Origin of the sequence: Myxococcus sp. MxC21-1 (genome assembly GCF_032612255.1) — a bacterium.
GTDB classification, from domain to species: domain Bacteria; phylum Myxococcota; class Myxococcia; order Myxococcales; family Myxococcaceae; genus Myxococcus; species Myxococcus virescens.
Window position 1 is genome coordinate 2,833,414 of sequence record NZ_CP123278.1, and the last position, 20,026, is coordinate 2,853,439.

The following is a 20,026-nucleotide window of genomic DNA, read 5'->3' on the forward strand; positions in this document are numbered from 1 at the left end:
GCCGAACCCACCGCAGGCTCCATGCCCTCCCCGAAAGAAGCTGCAAGGCCGCATGTCACGGGGGCAATGCACCGGGGCCGGAGCCCCGGCGCTCAAGACTCGCCGACCCTCGGCAGCTCGCTTGCCGGGCCAGACGCCGGGCTTTCCTCGCCCTCGGCCTGTCTGACTTCCAGCGGAGATGAGTGCATGGAAGCCCCCTGAATCATTGAAGATACGTCCTCCATGGAGTGGGCCTCCTCGCGCTGGAGGGAGGAGAGGGCGCGGAAGCGGCGCGCCAGGGCGGACAGCTCCGCGGCCTTGAGTTGGGCCTGGCCGCTGCGCAGTGACAGCAGGGCCACGCGGGCCCGTTCCAACTGGGCCACCTCTGCCCTCAGGCGGGCGAGGATGCGCTCGCGCCGTTGTTTCAGGGTGCCCAGCCGCTCCACCTCCTCACCCAGGGAAGCCGCGGCGAGCTCGAGTTGGCGTCTCGCGATGGCATCCGTGCTGGCGCGGGCGCTGCGCTCCAGGTCTTCGCGCTCGGCCTGGAGGTCCGCTTGCGCGCGCTCCTCGATTTGGGCCTCCACCCCCGCCCATTCAGACGCGAGCTCCGCGGCGTCGCGCGTCATCTTCCCCAGGGTGCGCGCCAGTTCCTCGCGCGCGGGCTCGCGAGGGAGCATCGCCAGGGACTGTCCGCATTGCCGGTACAGGTTCAGCGCCCGCTCGGTCAGCGCACGGAAGTCACCAGCGAGCTGCGGCAACAGCGCCTCCACGCGCGCCTCCACCGGGTCCGCTGACAGTGCGGTGCGCGGCCACCGCGCTCAATCCCACGAAGAGGCCCAGGATGCCGCCCGCCACTCCCGCGCCCAGCAGCGCCGGCGTGGCCAGGTCCGCCAGTCGCGCGGAGAAGACGCGGGACACCTCCATGCCGCCCAGCGTCAAGCCCGCGCACAGCGCCGCGCCCAGTCCGAAGTGGAAGAGGGTGGGGCGGGCTTCCGCCACCTGGCCATTCTCTCCGCGCTCACTGAGTCGCGAGCGCACCAGCAGCGCCCCCGCCGCCGCCGCGCTGAACGCCACCGTCCATCCTGGGGCCATGCCCAGGGCATAGGGCAGCGCGGTGAGGAGTATTCCCAGACCCCCGAGCAGCACGCGGTCCCACTTGTCGCCTCGTGCACACCCGAGCACGACGGCAGCGGGGACGAGCCACGCCAACGGCAGGGGCACCCCGACGCGTGTCAGGGCCAGATGCAACACGCCGGCCCCGGCCCCGGCAGTGAGCGCGCGCGTCACGGTCTGCTCGAGGGCCTCGCGATGATGGAGCTGCAATAGAGTGGCGTTCATCGACTCCCCACGGATGTAGGCCGGGCAGGAACTGTTCCTTTCACGCATGGGTGGCGAAAAAGGTCTGCCGATGAAGAGCCCCGTCGTTCCCGAGACGATGCGCGCGCTGGTCCTCACCGCCTATGACGGACGGCCGGAGTCCCTGCGCGTGGAGTCACGGCCGGTGCCTCGGCCCACCACGGGCCAGGTCCTGGTGCGCGTGGCGGCGGCCCCCATCAACCCGGCGGACCTGATGTTCATGCGTGGGCAGTACGGCATCCGCAAGCCGCTGCCCGTGGTGCCGGGCCTGGAGGCCAGCGGGACGGTGGTGGCCTCGGGCGGCGTCGCGGGCCGGCTCCTGGTGGGGCGCCGCGTGGCGTGTGTGGCGCCCGGCGAGGGGGACGGCTTGTGGGCGGAGTACGCGGCGGTGCCCCTGGGGCAGTGCCTGCCGCTGCGGGGCCACGTCTCCGACGAGCAGGGCGCCAGCCTCTTCATCAATCCCTTCACCGCGTGGGTGTTGATGGAGCGTGCGAAGGAGGGGGCATACCGCGCTGGCGCAGACGGCCGCCGCGGGCACCATGGGACGGATGCTGCTGGCGCTCGCCAAGCGCCGGGGCGTGGCCATGGTGAACGTGGTGCGGCGCCCGGAGCAGGTGGCCCTGCTCCAGGGCCTGGGCGCGGAGTACGTGCTGAGCACCCACGAGCCCGAGTTCGAGGAGCGGCTGCTCCGCGTATGTCACGAGCTGAAGGTGTCGCTCGCCTTCGACCCGGTGGGCGGGCGGCTCACCGGGCAATTGCTCCACGCGCTGCCGGAGGGCGGCACCGTCATCGTGTATGGCTCGCTCTCCGAACAGGAGTGCCGCATCGCGCCCGGGGACCTCATCTTCGGGCGCAAGCGGGTGGAGGGCTTCTGGCTGTCGGAGTGGCACCGGCAAGGCTTCGGCGCCGCGCAAATCAAGGCGCTGATGGGCGTGCCGTCGCTGGTGGGGCAGACGCTGGAGACGCCCGTGCGCGCCCGGCTCCCGCTGGAGTCCGCGGGCGAGGCGGTGCGCATCGCCTCCGCGGACATGACGTCCGGCAAGGTGCTCTTCGTTCCCGCGCAGGGGCAGGCCCCGGGCGAATCACCGTGAGCCGGGCTCAGGCCTTGTCGCGGGAGATGGGGCCCGTCTTCGCCTTCGTCACGCGCAGGTAGTCCGCGGGGGCGAGCACGAGCTGCGTGCCACGCACGCCCGCGGACACGGCGATGGCATCGAACAGCTCCATCGTCTCGTCGACGTACACGGGATAGTCCTTCTTGCCGCCGATGGCCGTGCAGCCGCCCCGGATGAAGCCGGTGAGCGGCTGGAGCTCCTTGAGCGGCACGGTGTCCACCTTGCGGTCTCCGCTGAGCCGGGCCAGCGCCTTCAGGTCCAGCTCCGCGTTGCCGGGCACCACTGCCATCAACACGCCGGTGCGGTCGCCGCGCGCCACCAGCGTCTTGAAGACCTGCTCGGCGGGCATGCCCACCTTGGCCGCCACCGACTCCGCGGACAAATCCTCCAGGTCCACGTCGTAGTCGCGCAGCGCGTACTTCACGCCGAGCGAGTCCAGGAGCCGGGCGCTGTTCGTCTTCACGGCTTCACATCCCCAGTGCGGTGGCGGCGGCCTGCACGCGGGCGAGCGCGTCCTCGGGCGAACTGCCCACCGCGGACAGGTGCCCCATCTTCCGGCCCTTGCGCGCCTCCCGCTTGCCGTACAGGTGCAGGCGGACGCCGGGCATGGCCAGCACCTCCTGGAAGCGAGGGCCGCCGTCCTTCAGCCACAAGTCGCCCAGCAGGTTGACGATGGCCGCTGGACGCACCACCTCCACGGAGCCCAGCGGCAGGTTGCACACCGCGCGCACCGCCTGCTCGAACTGCGAGGTGAGGCACGCCACCTCGGTGGAGTGGAAGCTGTTGTGCGGGCGCGGCGCCAGCTCGTTGACGAGCAAGCTGCCGTCCTTCAGCAGGAACAGCTCGATGACGAGCAGGCCTTCGACCTGGAGCGACTCGGTGATGCCGCGCGCCAGCTCCGTGGCCTTGTTCAGCACCGCGGGCGGCAGCGGTCCCGGCAGCAGCGACCACGCGAGGATGCGCTCCTCGTGGTGATTGAAGGCTGGCGGATACACCGCCACTTCTCCATGGGGGCTGCGGGCCACCAGCACGGACAGCTCGGACTGGAGCGCCAGCGCGGCCTCCACCACCACGGAGCGCTCACCCAGCTCGCGCCACGCCTGGGCGGCCTCGTCCGCGGAGGTCACCTCCACCTGCCCGCGTCCGTCGTAGCCGCCCTCGCTGGACTTCACGAAGCAGCGTCCACCCAGCGCCTGGATGGCTTCGGCCAGCTCCGCGGCGGAGTGCGCCTCGCGCCACGGGCCCAGGGGAAAGCCGCCCTTGGCGAGCCAGCCCTTCTGCCGGCCCCGGTGCTGAATCACGCGGAGCACGTCCGCACCTGGGCGCATGGGGGTGTGCCGCGCCACCGCTTCCAGCGTGGCGAGGGGAATCTTCTCGATTTCGAGCGTCACGGTGTCGCACGCGCGCGCCAGCGTCTCCGCGGCCGCCGTGTCACCGAAGGACGCGGTGACACACCGGTCCACCACGGAGTGGGCGGGGCAGTCCGCGTCCGGGTCCAACGCCTGGACCTGGAAGCCGAGCGTGCGCGCGGCCAGGGCCATCATCCGTCCCAACTGGCCGCCGCCGAGCATGCCAATCGTGCCGCCGGGCAGCACCACGCGGGGGCTCATGACAGCTCCCGGTGCGCCAGCACTTCGTCCGTACGCGCCTTGCGCCAAGCCGCGAGCCGCTCGCGCAGCTCCGGGTACTTGAGGCAGAGGATGGCCGCGGCGTGCAGGGCGGCGTTGGCGGCGCCCGGCTTGCCAATGGCCTGCGTTCCCACCGGCACGCCCTTGGGCATCTGGACGATGGACAGCAGCGCGTCCAGGCCGCTGAGCAGCGTGGTGGGCATGGGCACGCCAATGACGGGCAGCAGCGTCTTGCTCGACACCATGCCCGGCAGGTGCGCCGCGCCGCCCGCCGCGGCGATGATGACGGACAGTCCCCGCGACTCCGCGGTGGACGCGTACTCCATCATCCAGTCCGGGGTGCGGTGGGCGGACACCACGCGCACCTCGTGCGGGATGCCCAGTTCCTTGAGGATGTCGACCGCGGGCTGCAGGTGCTCCAGGTCGCTCTTACCGCCCATGATGACCCCGACCCACGGGGTGACCGTGCTCGCCATTGGTGTGCGCGCCTCCGTGCGCTGTCCCGCCGAAACCAGGAGGAACGCGGAGATAGGGCGGGGGGATTCCGCGGGTCAACACGGAAAGGTGCAGGTGACGAGGATGACACGCCGGCCTTCCCGCATTCCCGGTGCGCACTCGCACACAGGGTGGGGCAGGGGGATGAGCCCCTGCCCGCCACCCAGGGCGGCTAGGCTGCGGAGACGCTGCGGTCGCTGCCCTCGCGGTAGAGGGCTTCGATGGCGTCGTTGTAGCGGGCCACGACGTTGCGGCGCTTCACGCTCATCTTGGGGGTGAGCATGTCGTTGGCGACGGTGAAGTCCTCGCTGATGAGCAGGAAGCGCTGCGGGCGCTCATAGCCCTTCACGTCGCGGGTGAACTCGTTCAACTGCTCACGGTAGAGCTGGAGCACCTCGGGACGCTTGAGCAGCTCCGGCATGGACGTCGTGTCCAGGCCCTTCTCCGCGGCCCACTTCTTCAGCGTGTCCACGTCCACGACGATGATGGCCACGTTGTACGGCTTGTTCATGCCGTGGACCAACGCGTTGGCGATGTAGGTGGAGAGCGTCAGCGACTGCTCGATGGGGCTGGGCACCACGTACTTGCCGTTCTCCAGCTTGTACTGCTCCTTGATGCGGCCGGTGATGTAGAGGTAGCCGTCCGGATCCAGGTAGCCCATGTCACCGGTGCGGAAGCCGCCGTTCCCGGTGAACACCTTCTCGTTCTCCTCGGGCTTGTTGTAGTAGCCCATCATCACGTTGTGCCCGTGGACGACGATTTCGCCCTGCGTCGCCTCGCCGGTGGCCGCCGTGTCGATCTCCACGCGAACCCCGGGCAGCGCCTTGCCCACCGAGCCGATCTTCCGGTTGTTGGGGAAGTTGGCCGTGGCGATGGGCGACGTCTCCGTGAGGCCGTAGCCCTCGTAGACGGTGATGCCGAGGTTGTCGATGAACTCCGCCACCTCCTTGGAGATGGCCGACCCACCGGAGAAGGCGTACTTCAGCCGCCCGCCGAAGCGCGCGCGGACCTTGGAGAAGACCACCTTGTCGAAGAAGGCGTGCTGCAGGTCCAGCAGGCCGCTCGACTTGCCCGCCTCCGCGAGCGCGCGCCGCTGGGCCGCCACCGCGAGGCCGCGGTGGAACATGAACCGCGTCACCGCCTTCTCGCCGGCCATGCGCTTCTGCAGGCCGTCGTAGATGCGGTTGAAGATGCGCGGCACGCTGAACAGCAGCGTGGGCTTCACCTCGGAGAGGTTGTCGATGATCTTCTCCACCGCCTCCGCGATGGCCATGGACGCGCCCATGGACAGCAGCGCGTGCAGCTCCACCGTCTGGCCGAAGACGTGCGCCCACGGCAGGAAGGCCAGGGAGCGGTCCTCCGTCCCCATGGGAAACACTTCGTGCATCGCCGACACGTTGCGGGCGATGTTCGAGTGGCTGAGCATCACGCCCTTGGGCTGTCCCGTGGTGCCCGACGTGTAGATGAGGCCGGCCAGGTCCGTCGGCTTGGGGCTCACCAGGGGCGTGGGCGTCTCGGCGCCCCGCCGCAGCAGCGTCGCGAAGCTGTCCGTGTCGCTGGTGGTGCCGCTGAAGCGGATGATGTGCTCCAGGTGCGGCAGCTCCGCGCGTACGGCCTGGATGCGCTGCGCGATGTCATCCGTGGCACAGAAAACGACCTTGGAGCCGCTGTCGTTGAGGATGAACTGCAGTTCCTTCACCTGCTGTGATTCGTACATCGGGACGTAAGCGCCGCCGAGCGTGTACGTGGCGTACGCGCCCACCGCCCACTCCAGGCGGTTGTTGGAGATGACGGCCACGCGGTCGCCCGCGCCCACGCCCAGCTGAGCGAGCCCACCACGCAGGTCGTCGACCATCTCTCCGAAGCGAGAGTAGGTCGTCCAGACCCACTGGCCGTTCTTCTTCTCTCCGAAGAGGTCACGGCTGCCGAAGGTGGAGGTGCTGCGCTTGAAGATGTCGATGAGGGTCTGGAACTGCGGGAGCTGCATGAGGGGGGCTCCACTCGGAAACAGGTTGGTTTGAGGTGCCGCAGCTTAAGGCTGAACGCATCCTGTGTGGGCCCATTCCTGAAACTTCACGCCCCACCTGCACACAATCGTGAACACGACGCAGTGCGGCGGGGCGTCTGGGTGATGTGCGGGACGACTCTCAGTACGTGGAGCCGAGCTTGCCGAAGCTCTTGAGCGCCTTCACCTTGCTCTTCTTCACGAGCGAGCGCCGGGCCTCTTCGCCCTCCGCGCTGTCGTACTCGTCCATCACCGCCCGCTGTTCGGCCTGGTCCGCCGCCACCGCGGCGCTGCCGGACACCGCGCTGGCTTCGTCAAAGAGCGCCTGGTTGCGTTGCAGGTAGAGCTTCGCCTCGTCCTTGCGGCCCTCGCTCAGGGCCTCGGCCGCCTTCTGCATGTTGACGGCGCTGCGCGCCCGGGCGGCGTAGACGGTGGCCTCGCGGTCCTGGCGGGCGAGCACCTCCTCGCGCCGGTTGGTCACCACCGCGGACAGCGAGGCTTCGTTGGCCACCTCTGCGTCACGGATGAGGTCCGTGTACGCCAGCTTCAGGTCCAACACGCGCGCCGTCCGCCCCACCGAGTCCCCGGTGACGTTGAGTCGCACCACCACGCGCTCCAACTGGCCCGCGGAGAAGTCGGGCAGCGACACGTGCACCTGATTGCCGGACTGGCTGGCGCGGTAGCCAAGCACCTCGCCCAGTGACGTGCCAGGGGGCAGGGTGAAGGTCATCGTCACGCCGCGCGCCACCGTCGTCCCGGCCTGCTGCAGGTCCTTCTGGAAGAGGGTGGAGAGCTGGGCGGCGTCCTCCAGGAAGCCGTAGGCACCGGCGCCGTACTCGGCGAAGGCCTGCATCAGGTCCTCGTTGAAGTCGGTGCCCACGCCAATGGCGCTCAGGGTGAGGCCGGTGGCGCGCAGCTCCCGCGCCATCCGCGTCAGCTCCTCGTCGGCGGTGAGGCCCTCGGTGGGCTGGCCGTCACTCATGAGGATGAGGCGGTTGACGCCGTAGGTCCGCTGCGCGGTGGACAGTTGATAGCGCCCGGCGGACAGGCCCGCGCCGATGTTGGTGCCGCCTTCGTCCCAGATGCCGTCCACGTACTGGAACATCCGCTCGCGGTTGGCGGCCGTGGCCTCCAGGGACGGCAGGCTCTTCACGTCCGAGCCGTAGTGGATGATGGCCAGCCGGTCCTGGTCATTCAGCAGCCCGATGAGGTGCCGCGCCGCCTGCTTGGCCTGGGCCAGCTTGTAGCCGCTCATGGAGCCCGAACGGTCGATGACGAGCGCCAGATTGACAGGGCTTCGCTGTGCCCCCGGCACCTGCGCGCCCGACAGGTCGAAGGTGGCGAACACCTCGGAGGTGCCCGCGGGGACGTACGGATGGGACAGCCGGCTCGTCAGCGTCAGCGAGCCCACCGTGGCGGGCACGACGGGCGGCGGTGGCGGGACGGGCGGCGGTGGCGTGGGGTGGACGAGGACGATCGGCTCCGGCGGGGTGCCCATCTGGGGCAGTCCCAGCACCAATGCGGTGAGCGCGAGACCGCCAGCCAGACTGAGGAAGACGACCGTACGGTTCATGAGGCAGGGCTCCTTGCGGAAACAGCGCGGGCCCTCCCTTTACGAACCAGTCGCGCGGAAAGGTCTACCCCTCCGCGCGAAAAGTGTCGGGTGGGTCAATCCGGGATGAGCGCGCCGGCGCAGAAGAAGGGCGAGTTGTTCTCGCCGAACGTCCGCCGGTAGAAGGCCTCGTCCGCGGAGCGGAGTGCATCCAGCGTGTCCTGATCCAGCAGCATCGGGCGGCACGACATCCGGCCGGGCAGGTCCGGATTGACGTCGTCGGTGTCCGTCACGTCGCACGAAGACGCGCCCTCGACGCAGGGCTTGCTGCAGTATCCCCGGGCCGGTTCGTTTTCGTTTAGCGATCCATCCGGGTTGAGGGCACGAGGGTAGTCCTGATCCCGCACGCAGATCAGGTCTTCGCAGTTCACGGATCCGAATGAGATGAAGTCCTGCTGGGCCGCGATCTCCTTTTCCAGGATGGGAACGGCCACATCGCTACCGGCCGCCAGTTCCTCGGGGGTCGCCTTGCGCACCAGCGTGCAGGGCTTGCCAATCTCGCTGGCCACCTCACAGCCACCCGACAGGAGCGCGGCGGACATCATGAGGGCGGTTCGCACGAACATCTTCATGGGACCTCTGACCTCTACAAAGGGGGGGATGGGGCACGGGACCTCGGGGCCCGCGAGCCTCAGGAGGGTAGCACAGCCCCCAGGAACACCAACGCCCCCGTACGGCGGTACGTCGGGTGGAATTGTGAAGGAATACCGGAGGGATAGGCGGTAACCGGGCTTGCTCAGCGCGGTTGATGGTTGGGAATACGACCGATAGGATGTGCAAGCCGAGAGTCGCGCTGAACCCCCGGTGGCAGTTACGCCCCCCTCCCTCACGGAGCCTCCGGATTTGAACCGCCCCAAGTTGCTGCTCGCCCTGTGTCTGGTGCCCGCACTGGCATCCGCCCAGGGCCAGGAAGGCATGGGACTCGACCTTACCGACGAGTCGCAGGCCGAGTCATCGCAGGATGCAGAATCACCCGCGCCTCCTCCGGTGGAGGAGGCCACACCGGCCGCGGCGTCCCGCCCCGCGGACGAGCCATTGGAAGCGGATCCGCAGTTGCCGCTGACGGACATCACCCAGGAAGACCGGGTGAAGAGCGTCCAGCGGAAGGTCTACCTCAAGAAGGGCCGCTTCGAGCTGACGCCGCTGGTGAGCTTCTCGGTCAACGACCCCTTCTATTCGAAGGTGGGGTTGTCGGTCCGGGGCGCGTACTACCTGGCGGACACGCTGGCCATCTCCGCCCGGGCCTCGCTGATGCAGGTGTTGCCGTCGGATGACGTGCGCACCGCGAAGCGGACCTTCAACAGCAAAATCTACTACTCGGTGCCCCAGTGGTCCGCGATGGGCGACGTGGAGTGGAGCCCCATCTACGGAAAGGTGGCGTTCCTCAACTCCATCCTCCACTTCGACGGCTACCTGCTTGCGGGTGCGGGCGTGGTGAATACGGAGACCTCGGCGCTGCCGGGGCGAGGCCTCAACCCGGCCGCTGACCTGGGCCTGGGCATGCGCTTCGTGGCTCAGGACTACATCGCCGTCAACGTGGCCCTCATCAACACCTCTTATGTGGATCAGCCCCTGGGTAGCAGCAAGGGCGCCATCCAGAACGTCATGACGCTCAACGCAGGCATCTCGCTGTTCCTGCCGTTCAAGTCGACGGGGAGGGACTCGGAATGAAGCGCTTCTTCCGTGTGCTCCTCGCCCTCTGTCTGACGGCGCCCGTGCTGGGCTTCGCCCAGACCACCGAAGAGGCGGAAGCCGGCGACGTGTCGGAGGTCGACAAGGACCGGCTCGGGCCCCTGCGCGAGCGCGTCCGGCCGGTCTCCGGCCACGTCTTCCTCAAGAAGGGCCGCTTCGAGTTCAGCCCGTCCGCGACGCTGTCGCTGCGCGACGCGTTCTACAGCAAGTACATCTTCGGCGGCACGCTGACGTACCACCCCATGGAGACGTTGGGTGTCAGCCTTCGCGTGGGCTACGCCATCAACACGGTGGCTGGCGCGGCGCAGAAATGCACGTTCGGGGATGGAGGCGAGGGCTCCACGCGCGGCTGTGTGCCTCCCTCACTCGACGAGCTGGACGGGAAGGCGCCGGGGCAGATCAAGCTGCTGGGTGGCGCGGACGTCCAGTGGGCGCCCATCTACGGCAAGGTGTCGCTGCTGGCGGAGACCTTCGTCCATTTCGACCTGTACGGCATCGCGGGCGCATCGGTGGTGCAGTACCGCGGTCCCGGTGACTCGCCGGGCGCGGTGGCACAGAACTACCTCACACCGGGTGCCAACCTGGGCGTGGGCGCGCGCTTCTTCCTCAACCGGTGGATCACGCTGCGCACGGAGCTGCGTGACCTCATCTACGTGGAGAAGGGTGACGAGGTTTCCGGCAACTACCTGCGCAACCAGCTCCTGTTCGAGCTGGGTGTCTCCTTCTTCTTCGGGTCCGAGTCATGATGCGCTCCTTCCGGCTCATCCGTGTCGCCGTCCTCGGGCTGTCGCTCGCGTGGACGGCCCCCACCTACGCGCAGAACTTCGAGGGCCTGGACCTCGCCGGCCAGTCCAAGAAGAAGAAGCGCACCACTCCCAAGAAGAAGCCCACCCGCAAGAGCCGCGCCGACAAGGCGAAGCCCGTGCCGGTGCAGGAGGAGGACGCGGACGACGATGCCGCCGCTGCTTCCTCCAGCGAGGCGCCCACGAGCGTGTCTCCCGCGGAGACGGCGCCCGTGGCGCCCCCTTCCACGCCCGCGCCCACCCCGGCTTCGCCTCCCGCGAACACCGGGAGCATGGGCATGGGCCTGGACCTGACGCAGGAGGCGCCCAAGCCGGCCGCGCCCACCATGTCCTTCGACGCGGTGGACGTCTCCGGCAAGACGGCGGACCGCCAGCGCCTGGACGTGGCCGTCAGCCTCTTCAAGAACGACGAGTACGAGAAGGCCTCCATGGCGGCGCACGAGCTGCTGGAGGACCCGAAGCTGGCGGGCCTGCACACCGAGGCGCGCTACGTGCTGGCCAAGTCGCTCTACCGCATGGGCATGTACCACTCGTCCCTGGGCGAGTTCTCCAAGATCCTCTCCCTGGGCCCGTCCACCAAGTTCTTCAAGACGAGCCTGGAGTGGCTCTTCTTCATCAGCCGCAAGACGAAGAACGAGACGGTCATCCTCGACGAGATTGCCCGTCACGCGAACCAGGAGTTCCCTGAGAAGTACCGCAACGAGTTCCGCTACCTGCTGGCGCGCTACCACTTCGTGCGTGGCCGCGCGCTGGACCAGGTGGGGCAGCCCGAGGAGGCCGACAAGAGCTTCTCGGAGGTGAAGCGGCTGGCGCTGACCATTCCGCGCACCGACCCGTTCTTCCCTCGCGCCAAGTACCTGGAGGGCCTGTCCTCCTTCCGCAACGGCAGCCGTCAGAAGGACGCGGCGGCCAAGCGCGCCAACGGGGAGATGCTGGCCGCCATCGAGGCGATGAAGGAAGTCGTCCGCCTCACGCGTCCGGTGCCGGGCAAGACGGTGGACCAGGCGAAGATGGACAAGTCGCTGCGTGAGCTGGCCTTCATGCAGCTGGCCCGCACGCACTACGGCATGCAGCAGAACCGCTTCGCGCTCTTCTACCTGGGCAAGGTGGAGCGCGGGAACACCCAGTGGCTGGAGGCCCTCTTCGAGTCCAGCTGGGCCAACTACCGCGTGGGCCAGTACGAGCAGGCGCTGGGCAGCCTCATCACCCTGTCGTCGCCCTTCTTCCGCGAGGAGTACTTCCCGGAGGCGCTCATCCTGAAGGCGGTCATCTATTACGAGAACTGCCGCTACCGGGAGTCCAACATCATCCTCCAGGACTTCGAGCGCACCTACCTGCCTGTGCACGACCAGCTGGAGGCGCTGGTGAAGAAGAACATGGAGGCCAGCGAGTACTACTCGGTGCTCTCCGACGTGCAGAAGAAGAACAAGGACGGCCTGGAGAAGAACGAGACGGACATCATCCTGGAGCGCATCCTCCGGCTGGCCCTGACGGACCAGGACCTGCGCAAGACGAACGACTCCATCCTCGAGCTGGAGGCGGAGATGGACGCCTTCGCGAACCGGGCGGACACCTTCAAGTACTCCGAGCTGAGCAAGTCCCTGCTGGAGGGGCTCAAGGTGCAGCGCACGGCGCTCATCTCCAAGGCCGGCATCATGGCCAAGGGCAAGCTGGAGACGGAGCTGGTGGCGCTCAAGCAGCTCTTGGCCAACGGCCTGCGCATCAAGTTCGAGACGACCACCAAGGAGAAGGAGTTCCTGGAGGAGCAGCTCAAGGCGGGCGGCCGCACGGCCATCGTCAAGAAGTACAAGTACTCCGTCGCCGTGCAGGACGACCAGCTCTACTGGCCGTACGAGGGCGAGTACTGGCGTGACGAGCTGGGCACCTACCAGTACACGATGACCAAGGGCTGCATCGAGCGCGACACCGCGAACCGGAACGTCCAGTCCGCCGAGGCGATGTAAAGCCCTTCGGACCCGGGACTTCTCCCCCATTCGAGCCGCCGGGGCGCTATCTTCGCGCTCCGGCGGTTTTCTTTTTCAGCAAAGGGGCAACTGGTGGTGCGGCGGGCGGCGTCACTCCGTGTCGTCTTCGGAATCGTGGCGCTGGACCTCATCGGGTTCGGCATCCTGATTCCCCAGTTGGGGGTGTACGGCGTGCGGTTCGGTGCCTCGCCCTTCACGGTGGGGTTGCTCATCTCCGTCTTCTCGCTGATGCAACTGGTGTCGGCCCCGATACTGGGCCGGCTCAGCGACCGGTACGGCCGCCGGCCGGTGCTGCTGGTGAGCCAGGTGGGCTCGCTCCTGGCGTACCTACTGTTCGCCTTCGCGCAGTCGCTGCCGCTGCTCTTCCTGGCGCGTGTCATCGACGGCATCTCCGGTGGCAACATCTCCACCGCACAGGCCGTGGTGGCGGACATCACCACGCCGAAGGACAGGGCGCGGGGTATGGGAGTCATTGGCGCGGCCTTCGGGCTGGGCTTCGTGCTGGGACCGGCGCTGGGCGGCTTCCTGGGCGCCTGGGGTGGCAACCTCGCCATCGGTCTGTTCGCGGCGGGGCTGGTGGCCATCAACCTGACGGGCACGTACTTCTACCTGCCGGAGACGCGGGTGGAGGGGCGCCCGGGGGAAGGGCACGCGCGCACGCTGAAGGGCGCCAGGCTGGCCATGAGCCTGCCCGTGGTGGGGCGCTGCCTGGTGCTGATGCTGGTGTTCACCACCGCCTTCGCGCAGATGGAAGGCACCTTCTCCGTCTACCTGCTGACGCGCTTCCTGTCGTCCGGGCCGGTGCCGCTCCAGGAAGGCGGGCTGTTCCTCCGGGCGGCGGTGACGGACCTGGACGTGCTGCGCGAGGCCAGCCTGCGCTCCGGTTGGCTCTTCGCGGCGATTGGGGTGATTTCCGCGGCGGTGCAGGGCGGGCTGGTGCGCCGGCTGACGGGAGGGCCCGGGAGCGCGCCGGGGCGCGAGGCGCTGCTGGCCACGGTGGGCTTCGGGCTGACGGCGGCGGGGCTGGCCCTGTTGCCCGTCGCGCCGGATTATGCGTGGCTGTTCCCGGTGATGGGGTTGTTGGCGGTGGGGTCGGCGCTGGTGACACCGTGTCTGTCCGCCCTGGTATCTCTGCATGCCCCGCCGGAGCGGCTGGGCGCGGTGCTGGGGGCGTACCAGGCCTTCGGCTCGCTGGGGCGGATTCTGGGGCCGGCGCTGGGAGGCTGGCTCTTCACCCGGCTGGGGCCTGCGGCCCCGTACGGGACGGCGGCGAGCATGGTGGCGATGGCGGGGCTCCTGGGATTGTCCCTGGTGGCCCAGACGAGAATGGCAGGCGCGGGGGCCGAGCAAAGGTCCTAAGATGGAGGACATGGTGGGGACGCAGCCGCAGCCAGTGACGATTGCCTTCGATGTCATGGGAACGGACCACGGCCCGGCCGAGGTGGTCCGGGGAGCGGCGATGCTGTCGCTCGAGTCCCCCCACATCCACACGCTCCTGGTGGGGGACCGCACCCTCATCGACGACGCGCTGGCGGAGACGAAGCACAACGGCGAGCGCATCTCCGTGCAGCACGCGGCGGACTTCATCGGCATGGACGAGAAGCCAGGCGAGGCGCTGGCGCGCAAGCCGAACGCGTCCGTGGCGGTGGCCGCGCGGCTGGTGGCGGAGGGCGAGGCGCAGGCACTGGTGTCCGCGGGCAACACGGGCGCGGGCGTGCTGGCGTGTGCCCGGCACTTCCAGCTCATCCCCGGCGTGCGGCGCGCGGCGCTGGCCACGGTGTACCCGACGCGCTCGGTGCGCGGCGCGAAGGGGGACCCGTTCTCCCTCATCCTGGACGTGGGCGCCACGGTGGAGGCCACCGCGGATGACCTGGTGACGTTCGCGGTGATGGGCTCCGCCTACGCGCGCATCATCTCCCAGAACGAGCGCCCCAAGGTGGCGCTCCTGTCCAATGGCATCGAGCCGCAGAAGGGCCCGCCCCGCGTGGTGGAGGCCCATGCCCGCCTGTCGGAGATGAAGGACATCCACTTCATCGGCAACGTGGAGGGCATCGACATTCCGAAGGGCACCGCGGACGTCATCGTCACCGATGGCTTCGTGGGCAACGTCTGCCTGAAGATGCTGGAGGGCGTCCACGACACGGTGGTGGAGCTGGCCCAGTACGCCTACAAGGAGAGCCTGCGGTGGCGCGCGGGGCTCGCGATGTTGTCCAGCGGCATCCAACGCATCAAGGACATCACCGACTGGAACCAGTACGGCGGGGCCCCCATCCTGGGGTTCGATAAAATCTTCATCAAGGCACACGGGCGTTCGAAGTCGCGGGCCATCGCCAACGCGGGGAAGGTCGCGGCGAAGGTGGTGTCGAACAACCTGGGCGCCGCCATCCGGGAAGGCCTGAAGAAGTGAGCTTGCCGGACCGCATCGACCCGCGTCCGCCCCGGCGCATCTACCGCTGGGATTTGGACAAGACGTACCTCCAGACGGAGTTCGACTCGCTCCGTGACCTGGTGCGGACGGCGTTCCAGAAGGCCCACCAGAAGGTGGCCGTGCCGGGCGCCAGCGCGCTCATCCGCGAGCTGTCGGAGAACGGGGACTCGCGGCTGTGCATCGTCTCCGGCAGTCCGAAGCAGATGCGGGCCGTGCTGGAGGAGAAGCTCAAGCTGGACGGCGTGCGGTGGGACGAGTTCGTCCTCAAGGACAACGTGGGCAACCTGCTGCGCGGCCGCTTCCGGGCCCTGCGCGGGCAGGTGGGCTACAAGCTGCCCGCGATTCTGGAGAGCCGGGTGCACGCGCCGGTGGAGGCGGAGGAAGTCCTCTTCGGTGACGACGCGGAGGCGGACGCGTTCATCTATTCGCTCTTCGCAGATCTGGTGGCGGGCCGCGTGGACGAGCGCGTGCTGTCGCAGGTGCTGGAGGCGGGCGGGGTGTACCCGGACGACGCGCTGCGGGTGCGCGAGGCGTGGAAGAAGATTCCGGTGGGCGACCCGGTGCGCCGCATCTTCATCCACCTGGACAGGCTGACGCCCCCCGCGCACTTCACGCCCTACGGACCGCGCGTGGTGCCCATCTTCAACTACTTCCAGGCCGCGCTGGTGCTGCTGGCGGACGGCCACCTGACGGCGCCGCAGGTGCTGAAAATCGCAGTGGAGATGGTGCAGACGGCGGGCCACAACATCATCACCCTGTCCAACTCGTTCCAGGACCTGCTGCGGCGCGGGCTGCCGCTCCAGCAGGCGGCGGTGGCGCTGTCCCAGGCGCTGGAGGGGCCCAACAAGCTGCTCGCGGCGATGCGGCCCATGCCGGACATCCTGGCCGCCTTCAGCAAGCGCCTGGCCGCGCTGGGCACGCCGCCGCCCCCCGCCGGTGCAGGCGGTGGACTACGTCTCCCTCATCCACCACGCGCTGCCCCGGAACCACAAGGGGCGCACCAAGCCGCAGTAGGGGCAGGACGCTCGGCTGCCCCCGGGTGGGCCTGCGTTCCCCTCGCGGGCCGGCCCCAGAACGTTTCCGGCGGACGCTGTGTTGATACAGGACACAGGCCCGCGGCCCCCACGCTTCGCGCGTGCCCTGTCCCCTGGTTGGGAGCAGGAAAGCGGGCGGGGGAGCCCGCTGCCCGGTGACATCCGACAACAATGTCGTCCATCGCTACTCCCTACCCGGAGGATGCGGTATAGACGGCAGGCCTACAAGCGCCCCGATGGGGTGTCCCTGGCTGATGACGCGAGATTTGACTGAGACGCCGCCTGCCGGCGGTCTGCTGCCACCTGCGCCCGAGAATGACGCGCGCGAGGTTGCCTCTTCCGAGGCGGCAGGGACTTCCGAGCGCGGCGAACAAGAGGTTCCCATGAACTCCCAGCTGGAGCTGTCGGCGCACCCTGAAGAGGACAGCGCCTCCAAGCCCGTGGCCGCCGACGAGCAGGCCCCCACTGAAATCCCCTCGATACAAGTCGCCACCCCCGCCGAGCCGCCTCCGGCCCCCGCCTACGCGGATGCCGAGGACGAGGACGAGGACGACGAGGAAGATGACGACGAGGTAGACTCGGCCGAGTCGGGCCTGGACGACGCCGTCCTGGGCGCCGAGGCCGCGCTGGCCGCCGCCGAGGCTGAGGACGCCGCGGAGGCCCGGGGCGAGGACGTCGAGGAAGTCCCCATCGTCCTGGAGCCCGAACCGGAGCCGACGCCCGATGAGCGCGCGCTGCACGCGCCCCATGTCCGGCCCAGCGGCGAGCCGGCGGAAATCGACCCCGATGAGCTGGACCCGGACGCCCTCAAGGTGGTGCTCCGCCTGCACCAGCACGGCCATCAGGCGTACATGGTGGGCGGCTGCGTGCGTGACCTGCTGCTGGGGCGCAAGCCGAAGGACTTCGACATCGCCACCAGCGCGACGCCGAACGAGGTGCGCGGCATCTTCCGCAACTGCCGCCTGATTGGCCGGCGCTTCCGGCTGGCGCACGTCTACTTCAAAGGCGGGAAGATCATCGAGGTCTCCACCTTCCGTGCGAATCCGACGGAGCTGGAGCACGCGGCGGCCAACGGCGGTGAGGATGAGGGGGACGGTGAGGACCTGCTCATCACCCACGACAACGTCTTCGGCACCGCGCAGCAGGACGCGCGCCGCCGTGACTTCACCATCAACGGCCTGTTCTACGACGTGGCCGAAGGGCGGGTCATCGATTACGTCCGGGGCCGCCGTGACCTGGATGAGCGCTTCATCCGCACCATTGGCGACCCGGAAGTGCGCATGCGCGAGGACCCGGTGCGCATCCTGCGCGCGGTGCGCTTCGCGGCGAAGCTGGGCCTGGACATCGAGTCGCGGACGTATGCGGCCATGGAAGGCGCGGTGGAGGACCTGCCCCGCTGCGCGCCCGCGCGCCTGCTGGAGGAGACGTTCCGCCTCATCCGCGGCGGTGTGTCCGCGCCGGCGCTGAAGCTGCTGGACGCGCTGGACGCGCTCAAAATCCTCCTGCCGCCCGTCAACGCGTACCTCAAGCAGCACGGCAAGGAAGGCGAGAAGACGTTCTACGCCTTCGCGGAGTCGCTGGACCGGCGCGTGTCCGCGGGCGAGGCGCTGGACGACGCCATCCTCCTGGCGATGTTGCTGATTCCCATCAGCCGCTCGACGGGGCCCGAGGAGTCGCAGGAGGGCCGCCCGTCCGTGTCGCAGGTGGTGGAAGACCTGCTCGCGGGCTTCGTCCAGTCCGCGCGTCTGCCGCGCCGCATCGCCGAGCGCTGCCGCATGCTGCTGCTGGCCCAGCGCACCCTGTCCGGTGAGCGCCGTCGCCGCAGCGCCGCCTTCAAGCGGCACCCGCTCTTCAGCGAGGCCCTCACCGTGTTCGAGATGACGGTGGAGGCCACGGGCGAGAATCGCGAGCAGTTGGAAGCGTGGAAGGCCGGCGAGGTGCCGCAGCCGCGTGCCGCCGCCGCGGAGGGGAGGAGTCCGACGCGGGAGGCCAGCGCAAGCGCCGTCGCCGCCGCCGTCGCCGCCGTCCCTCGGCGAACGGCTCGTCCGGTGAGAGCGCCGGTTCGTCCTCCGAGTCGGGCGACGCCTGACTCGAGGTCGCGTCCGTGCTGTGAGGGCACCGGCTCGGCTTCCGGGTCGGGCGCTGCCTGAGTCGAAGTCGCTACCGTGAGGTGTGGGCCGCTCCGCGAACAGGCGTGAGGCCCCACCCGTACCGGGCCCTCAGTCCTTGGGCCCGCCCTTGTCCACCGGGCGCTCGGAGCGGTGTTCGGCGCTGTCGGTGGCCTCGCTGCCGGCGATGTCCGCGGTGGTGATGGCCTTGCTGCCAAACCGCTCGGCAATCTTGTCCAGCGCCGCGTTCAGCTTCGCGGTGCGTGGCGGGGCGGCGGGGAAGAGGCCCAACTGGGGCGGCTCCTCGTCCAACTGCACGCTGACGCCGGTGAGCCGCAGCGGCTTGCCCTGGTGCGACTTGTCCAGCAACTCCAGCGCCGCGCGGTAGAGCGTCTGCCCATCATCCGTGGCCTCGCGCAGCGTGGTGCGCCGGGTGATGAGCGTGAAGTCCGCGAACTTCAATTTGAGCTGCACCACGCGGCCCTTCAGCGCCGCTCGCCGCAGCCGCCGGGCCACGCGCAGGGCCTGGGCGTGGACGTGCGGCTTGAGCGCGTCCACCCCCACGAGGTCTTCGTCGAAGGTGTCCTCCGCGCCCACGCTCTTGGCGGCCCGGTCCGGCACCACCTCGCGCGTGTCGATGCCCTGGGACAGCTCCCACAGGTGCCGTCCGCTGGAGCCCAGCCTGTCTTCCAGCCAGTCCAAGTCCCGGGCCGCCACGTCGCCAATCGTCTTCAGCCCGGCGAGCCGGAGCGCCTCCTCCGTCTTCGGCCCCACGCCCCACAGGCGCGACACCGGCAGGCCCGCGAGGAAGGCCACCGTCTCCTCGGCGCGCACCTCCCGCTGGCCATTGGGCTTGGCGAGGTCGGAGGCAATCTTCGCCACGAACTTCGCAGTAGCCACGCCCGCGGAGGCGGGGAGGTTCAACTCGTCGGCAATCTCCTTGCGGATGCGCCGGGCGATGTCCGCGGGCGTGCCGAAGAGGCCCACCGACGCCGTCACGTCCAGGAAGGCCTCGTCGAGCGACAGCGGCTCGATGAGCGGCGTGTAGCGTTCGAAGATGGCGAACACCTGCTCGCTGGCTTCGGCATAGGCGGCGAAGCGGGGCTTCACGACGAGTGCATGCGGCGCGGCCTTCGTCGCACGGGCCATGGGCATCGCGCTGCGCACGCCGAAGGGGCGCACTTCGTAGGAGGCGGCGACCACGACGCCGCGCTGGGCATGCCCGCCCACGATGAGCGGCTTGCCCCTCAGGGCCGGGTTGTCCCGCTGCTCCACGGATGCATAGAAGGCATCCATGTCCACGTGGATGATGGCTCGCATGGTGTGAGTCACTTTAGCGGGGCACTCTGACGCCTGGCGGATACGGATATGAAGAGCCTGACGGAGTACCTGTGGTTCGAGACACCGCGGCGGCGGGAGCTGGTCCGTCTCACCGACACCGTGACGGCCCTGGTGCGCAAGAGTGGCATCCAGGAGGGAATGGTCCTCGTCTCCGCCATGCACATCACCGCGGGCGTCTTCGTCAATGACGACGAGCCCGGTCTCCATGAAGACATCTGGGAGTGGCTCCAGCACCTGGCGCCCGCCGGTCCCGACTACCGCCACCACCGCACGGGCGAGGACAACGGCGACGCCCACCTCAAGTCACTGCTGGTCCACCACCAGGTCATCATCCCCGTCACGGGCGGGAAGTTGGACCTGGGGCCCTGGCAGCAGGTGTTCTACGCCGAGTTCGACGGCCAGCGCCGAAAGCGCGTCATCGTCAAGGTCATGGGCGAATAGTGGAAAG

Annotated in this window: 15 protein-coding genes and 3 pseudogenes; 9 read left to right on the top strand and 9 right to left on the bottom strand. The window is 69.0% G+C overall.

Features of this window, described 5'->3' with window-relative positions:
* Positions 1-92 precede the first annotated feature (92 nt).
* Together QEG98_RS13205 and QEG98_RS13210 are read right to left on the bottom strand one after the other, a co-directional pair.
* Positions 93-749, bottom strand: a complete 657-nt coding sequence (locus tag QEG98_RS13205) for a hypothetical protein (RefSeq protein WP_316566969.1) — start codon at positions 747-749, stop codon at positions 93-95.
* The gene (locus QEG98_RS13210; protein ID WP_316566970.1) at positions 718-1,365 is read right to left on the bottom strand and encodes a hypothetical protein; all 648 of its coding nucleotides are present in this window, start codon (positions 1,363-1,365) and stop codon (positions 718-720) included. Before QEG98_RS13210 ends, QEG98_RS13205 begins: the two co-directional genes overlap by 32 nt.
* Before the next feature lie 49 nt (positions 1,366-1,414).
* On the opposite strand from QEG98_RS13210, the pseudogene QEG98_RS13215 reads away from it, so the two are divergent.
* Positions 1,415-2,426: pseudogene (locus tag QEG98_RS13215) on the top strand (zinc-binding dehydrogenase).
* Between the two features lie 7 nt (positions 2,427-2,433).
* On the opposite strand, the gene ybaK reads toward QEG98_RS13215, so the two are convergent.
* From ybaK to cglC, 6 genes are all read right to left on the bottom strand, one after another.
* Positions 2,434-2,910: a Cys-tRNA(Pro) deacylase gene (gene ybaK / locus QEG98_RS13220; RefSeq protein WP_011552603.1), complete on the bottom strand. Its 477-nt coding sequence runs from the start codon at positions 2,908-2,910 to the stop codon at positions 2,434-2,436.
* A 4-nt stretch (positions 2,911-2,914) separates the two neighbouring features.
* A complete protein-coding gene (gene purK / locus QEG98_RS13225; RefSeq protein ID WP_316566971.1) occupies positions 2,915-4,057 on the bottom strand; it encodes a 5-(carboxyamino)imidazole ribonucleotide synthase in 1,143 nt (380 codons plus the stop codon).
* A complete protein-coding gene (gene purE, locus QEG98_RS13230) occupies positions 4,054-4,551 on the bottom strand; it encodes a 5-(carboxyamino)imidazole ribonucleotide mutase (protein WP_140853892.1) in 498 nt (165 codons plus the stop codon). The genes purK and purE overlap by 4 nt, the downstream gene beginning before the upstream one ends.
* A 191-nt stretch (positions 4,552-4,742) precedes the next feature.
* On the bottom strand, positions 4,743-6,557 hold the full coding sequence (locus QEG98_RS13235; protein ID WP_316566972.1) for a long-chain fatty acid--CoA ligase: 1,815 nt from the start codon (positions 6,555-6,557) through the stop codon (positions 4,743-4,745).
* A gap of 160 nt (positions 6,558-6,717) precedes the next feature.
* Complete coding sequence (locus tag QEG98_RS13240; RefSeq protein ID WP_316566973.1) at positions 6,718-8,148, bottom strand: vWA domain-containing protein; 1,431 nt, start codon at positions 8,146-8,148, stop codon at positions 6,718-6,720.
* A 95-nt stretch (positions 8,149-8,243) separates the two neighbouring features.
* Positions 8,244-8,759, bottom strand: coding sequence for an adventurous gliding motility lipoprotein CglC (gene cglC, locus QEG98_RS13245; RefSeq protein WP_316566974.1), 516 nt, complete (start codon positions 8,757-8,759; stop codon positions 8,244-8,246).
* 271 nt (positions 8,760-9,030) lie between these two features.
* Here cglC and QEG98_RS13250 point away from each other — a divergent pair, with 271 nt between their 5' ends.
* From QEG98_RS13250 to pcnB, 7 genes and pseudogenes are all read left to right on the top strand, one after another.
* Positions 9,031-9,858 (top strand): outer membrane beta-barrel domain-containing protein, encoded by an 828-nt coding sequence (locus tag QEG98_RS13250; protein ID WP_316566975.1) that lies wholly within the window; start codon positions 9,031-9,033, stop codon positions 9,856-9,858.
* Entirely contained in the window at positions 9,855-10,625 is a 771-nt protein-coding gene (locus QEG98_RS13255) for an outer membrane beta-barrel domain-containing protein (protein ID WP_201425059.1), read from the top strand. Before QEG98_RS13250 ends, QEG98_RS13255 begins: the two co-directional genes overlap by 4 nt.
* Positions 10,622-12,646 carry an adventurous gliding motility protein GltC gene (gene gltC / locus QEG98_RS13260; RefSeq protein WP_410478008.1) on the top strand — a complete coding sequence of 675 codons (2,025 nt, stop codon included), beginning with the start codon at positions 10,622-10,624 and terminating at the stop codon, positions 12,644-12,646. Before QEG98_RS13255 ends, gltC begins: the two co-directional genes overlap by 4 nt.
* 93 nt (positions 12,647-12,739) lie before the next feature.
* The gene (locus tag QEG98_RS13265; RefSeq protein ID WP_316566976.1) at positions 12,740-14,026 is read left to right on the top strand and encodes an MFS transporter; all 1,287 of its coding nucleotides are present in this window, start codon (positions 12,740-12,742) and stop codon (positions 14,024-14,026) included.
* Positions 14,027-14,036: 10 nt separating this feature from the next.
* Positions 14,037-15,074: a phosphate acyltransferase PlsX gene (gene plsX / locus QEG98_RS13270; protein ID WP_090489927.1), complete on the top strand. Its 1,038-nt coding sequence runs from the start codon at positions 14,037-14,039 to the stop codon at positions 15,072-15,074.
* Positions 15,071-16,109: pseudogene (locus QEG98_RS13275) on the top strand (phosphatase domain-containing protein). The gene plsX and the pseudogene QEG98_RS13275 overlap by 4 nt, the downstream one beginning before the upstream one ends.
* A 403-nt stretch (positions 16,110-16,512) precedes the next feature.
* Positions 16,513-18,218 (top strand): annotated as a pseudogene (gene pcnB, locus QEG98_RS13280) (polynucleotide adenylyltransferase PcnB).
* 130 nt (positions 18,219-18,348) lie between these two features.
* Here the strand turns inward: pcnB and dinB are convergent.
* Positions 18,349-19,557, bottom strand: a complete 1,209-nt coding sequence (gene dinB / locus QEG98_RS13285) for a DNA polymerase IV (RefSeq protein ID WP_090489327.1) — start codon at positions 19,555-19,557, stop codon at positions 18,349-18,351.
* 48 nt (positions 19,558-19,605) lie between these two features.
* Between dinB and QEG98_RS13290 the strand changes: the two genes are divergently transcribed.
* On the top strand, positions 19,606-20,019 hold the full coding sequence (locus QEG98_RS13290) for a secondary thiamine-phosphate synthase enzyme YjbQ (RefSeq protein WP_011552617.1): 414 nt from the start codon (positions 19,606-19,608) through the stop codon (positions 20,017-20,019).
* The last annotated feature ends 7 nt before the right edge of the window (positions 20,020-20,026 follow it).

Coding starts and splice junctions, on each gene's coding strand:
- QEG98_RS13210 (WP_316566970.1), bottom strand. CDS start 1,365: ATGCGTGAAAGGAACAGTTCCTGCCCGGCCTACATCCGTGGGGAGTCG.
- purK (WP_316566971.1), bottom strand. CDS start 4,057: ATGAGCCCCCGCGTGGTGCTGCCCGGCGGCACGATTGGCATGCTCGGC.
- purE (WP_140853892.1), bottom strand. CDS start 4,551: ATGGCGAGCACGGTCACCCCGTGGGTCGGGGTCATCATGGGCGGTAAG.
- QEG98_RS13235 (WP_316566972.1), bottom strand. CDS start 6,557: ATGCAGCTCCCGCAGTTCCAGACCCTCATCGACATCTTCAAGCGCAGC.
- QEG98_RS13240 (WP_316566973.1), bottom strand. CDS start 8,148: ATGAACCGTACGGTCGTCTTCCTCAGTCTGGCTGGCGGTCTCGCGCTC.
- cglC (WP_316566974.1), bottom strand. CDS start 8,759: ATGAAGATGTTCGTGCGAACCGCCCTCATGATGTCCGCCGCGCTCCTG.
- QEG98_RS13255 (WP_201425059.1), top strand. CDS start 9,855: ATGAAGCGCTTCTTCCGTGTGCTCCTCGCCCTCTGTCTGACGGCGCCC.
- gltC (WP_410478008.1), top strand. CDS start 10,622: ATGATGCGCTCCTTCCGGCTCATCCGTGTCGCCGTCCTCGGGCTGTCG.
- plsX (WP_090489927.1), top strand. CDS start 14,037: ATGGTGGGGACGCAGCCGCAGCCAGTGACGATTGCCTTCGATGTCATG.
- dinB (WP_090489327.1), bottom strand. CDS start 19,557: ATGCGAGCCATCATCCACGTGGACATGGATGCCTTCTATGCATCCGTG.
- QEG98_RS13290 (WP_011552617.1), top strand. CDS start 19,606: ATGAAGAGCCTGACGGAGTACCTGTGGTTCGAGACACCGCGGCGGCGG.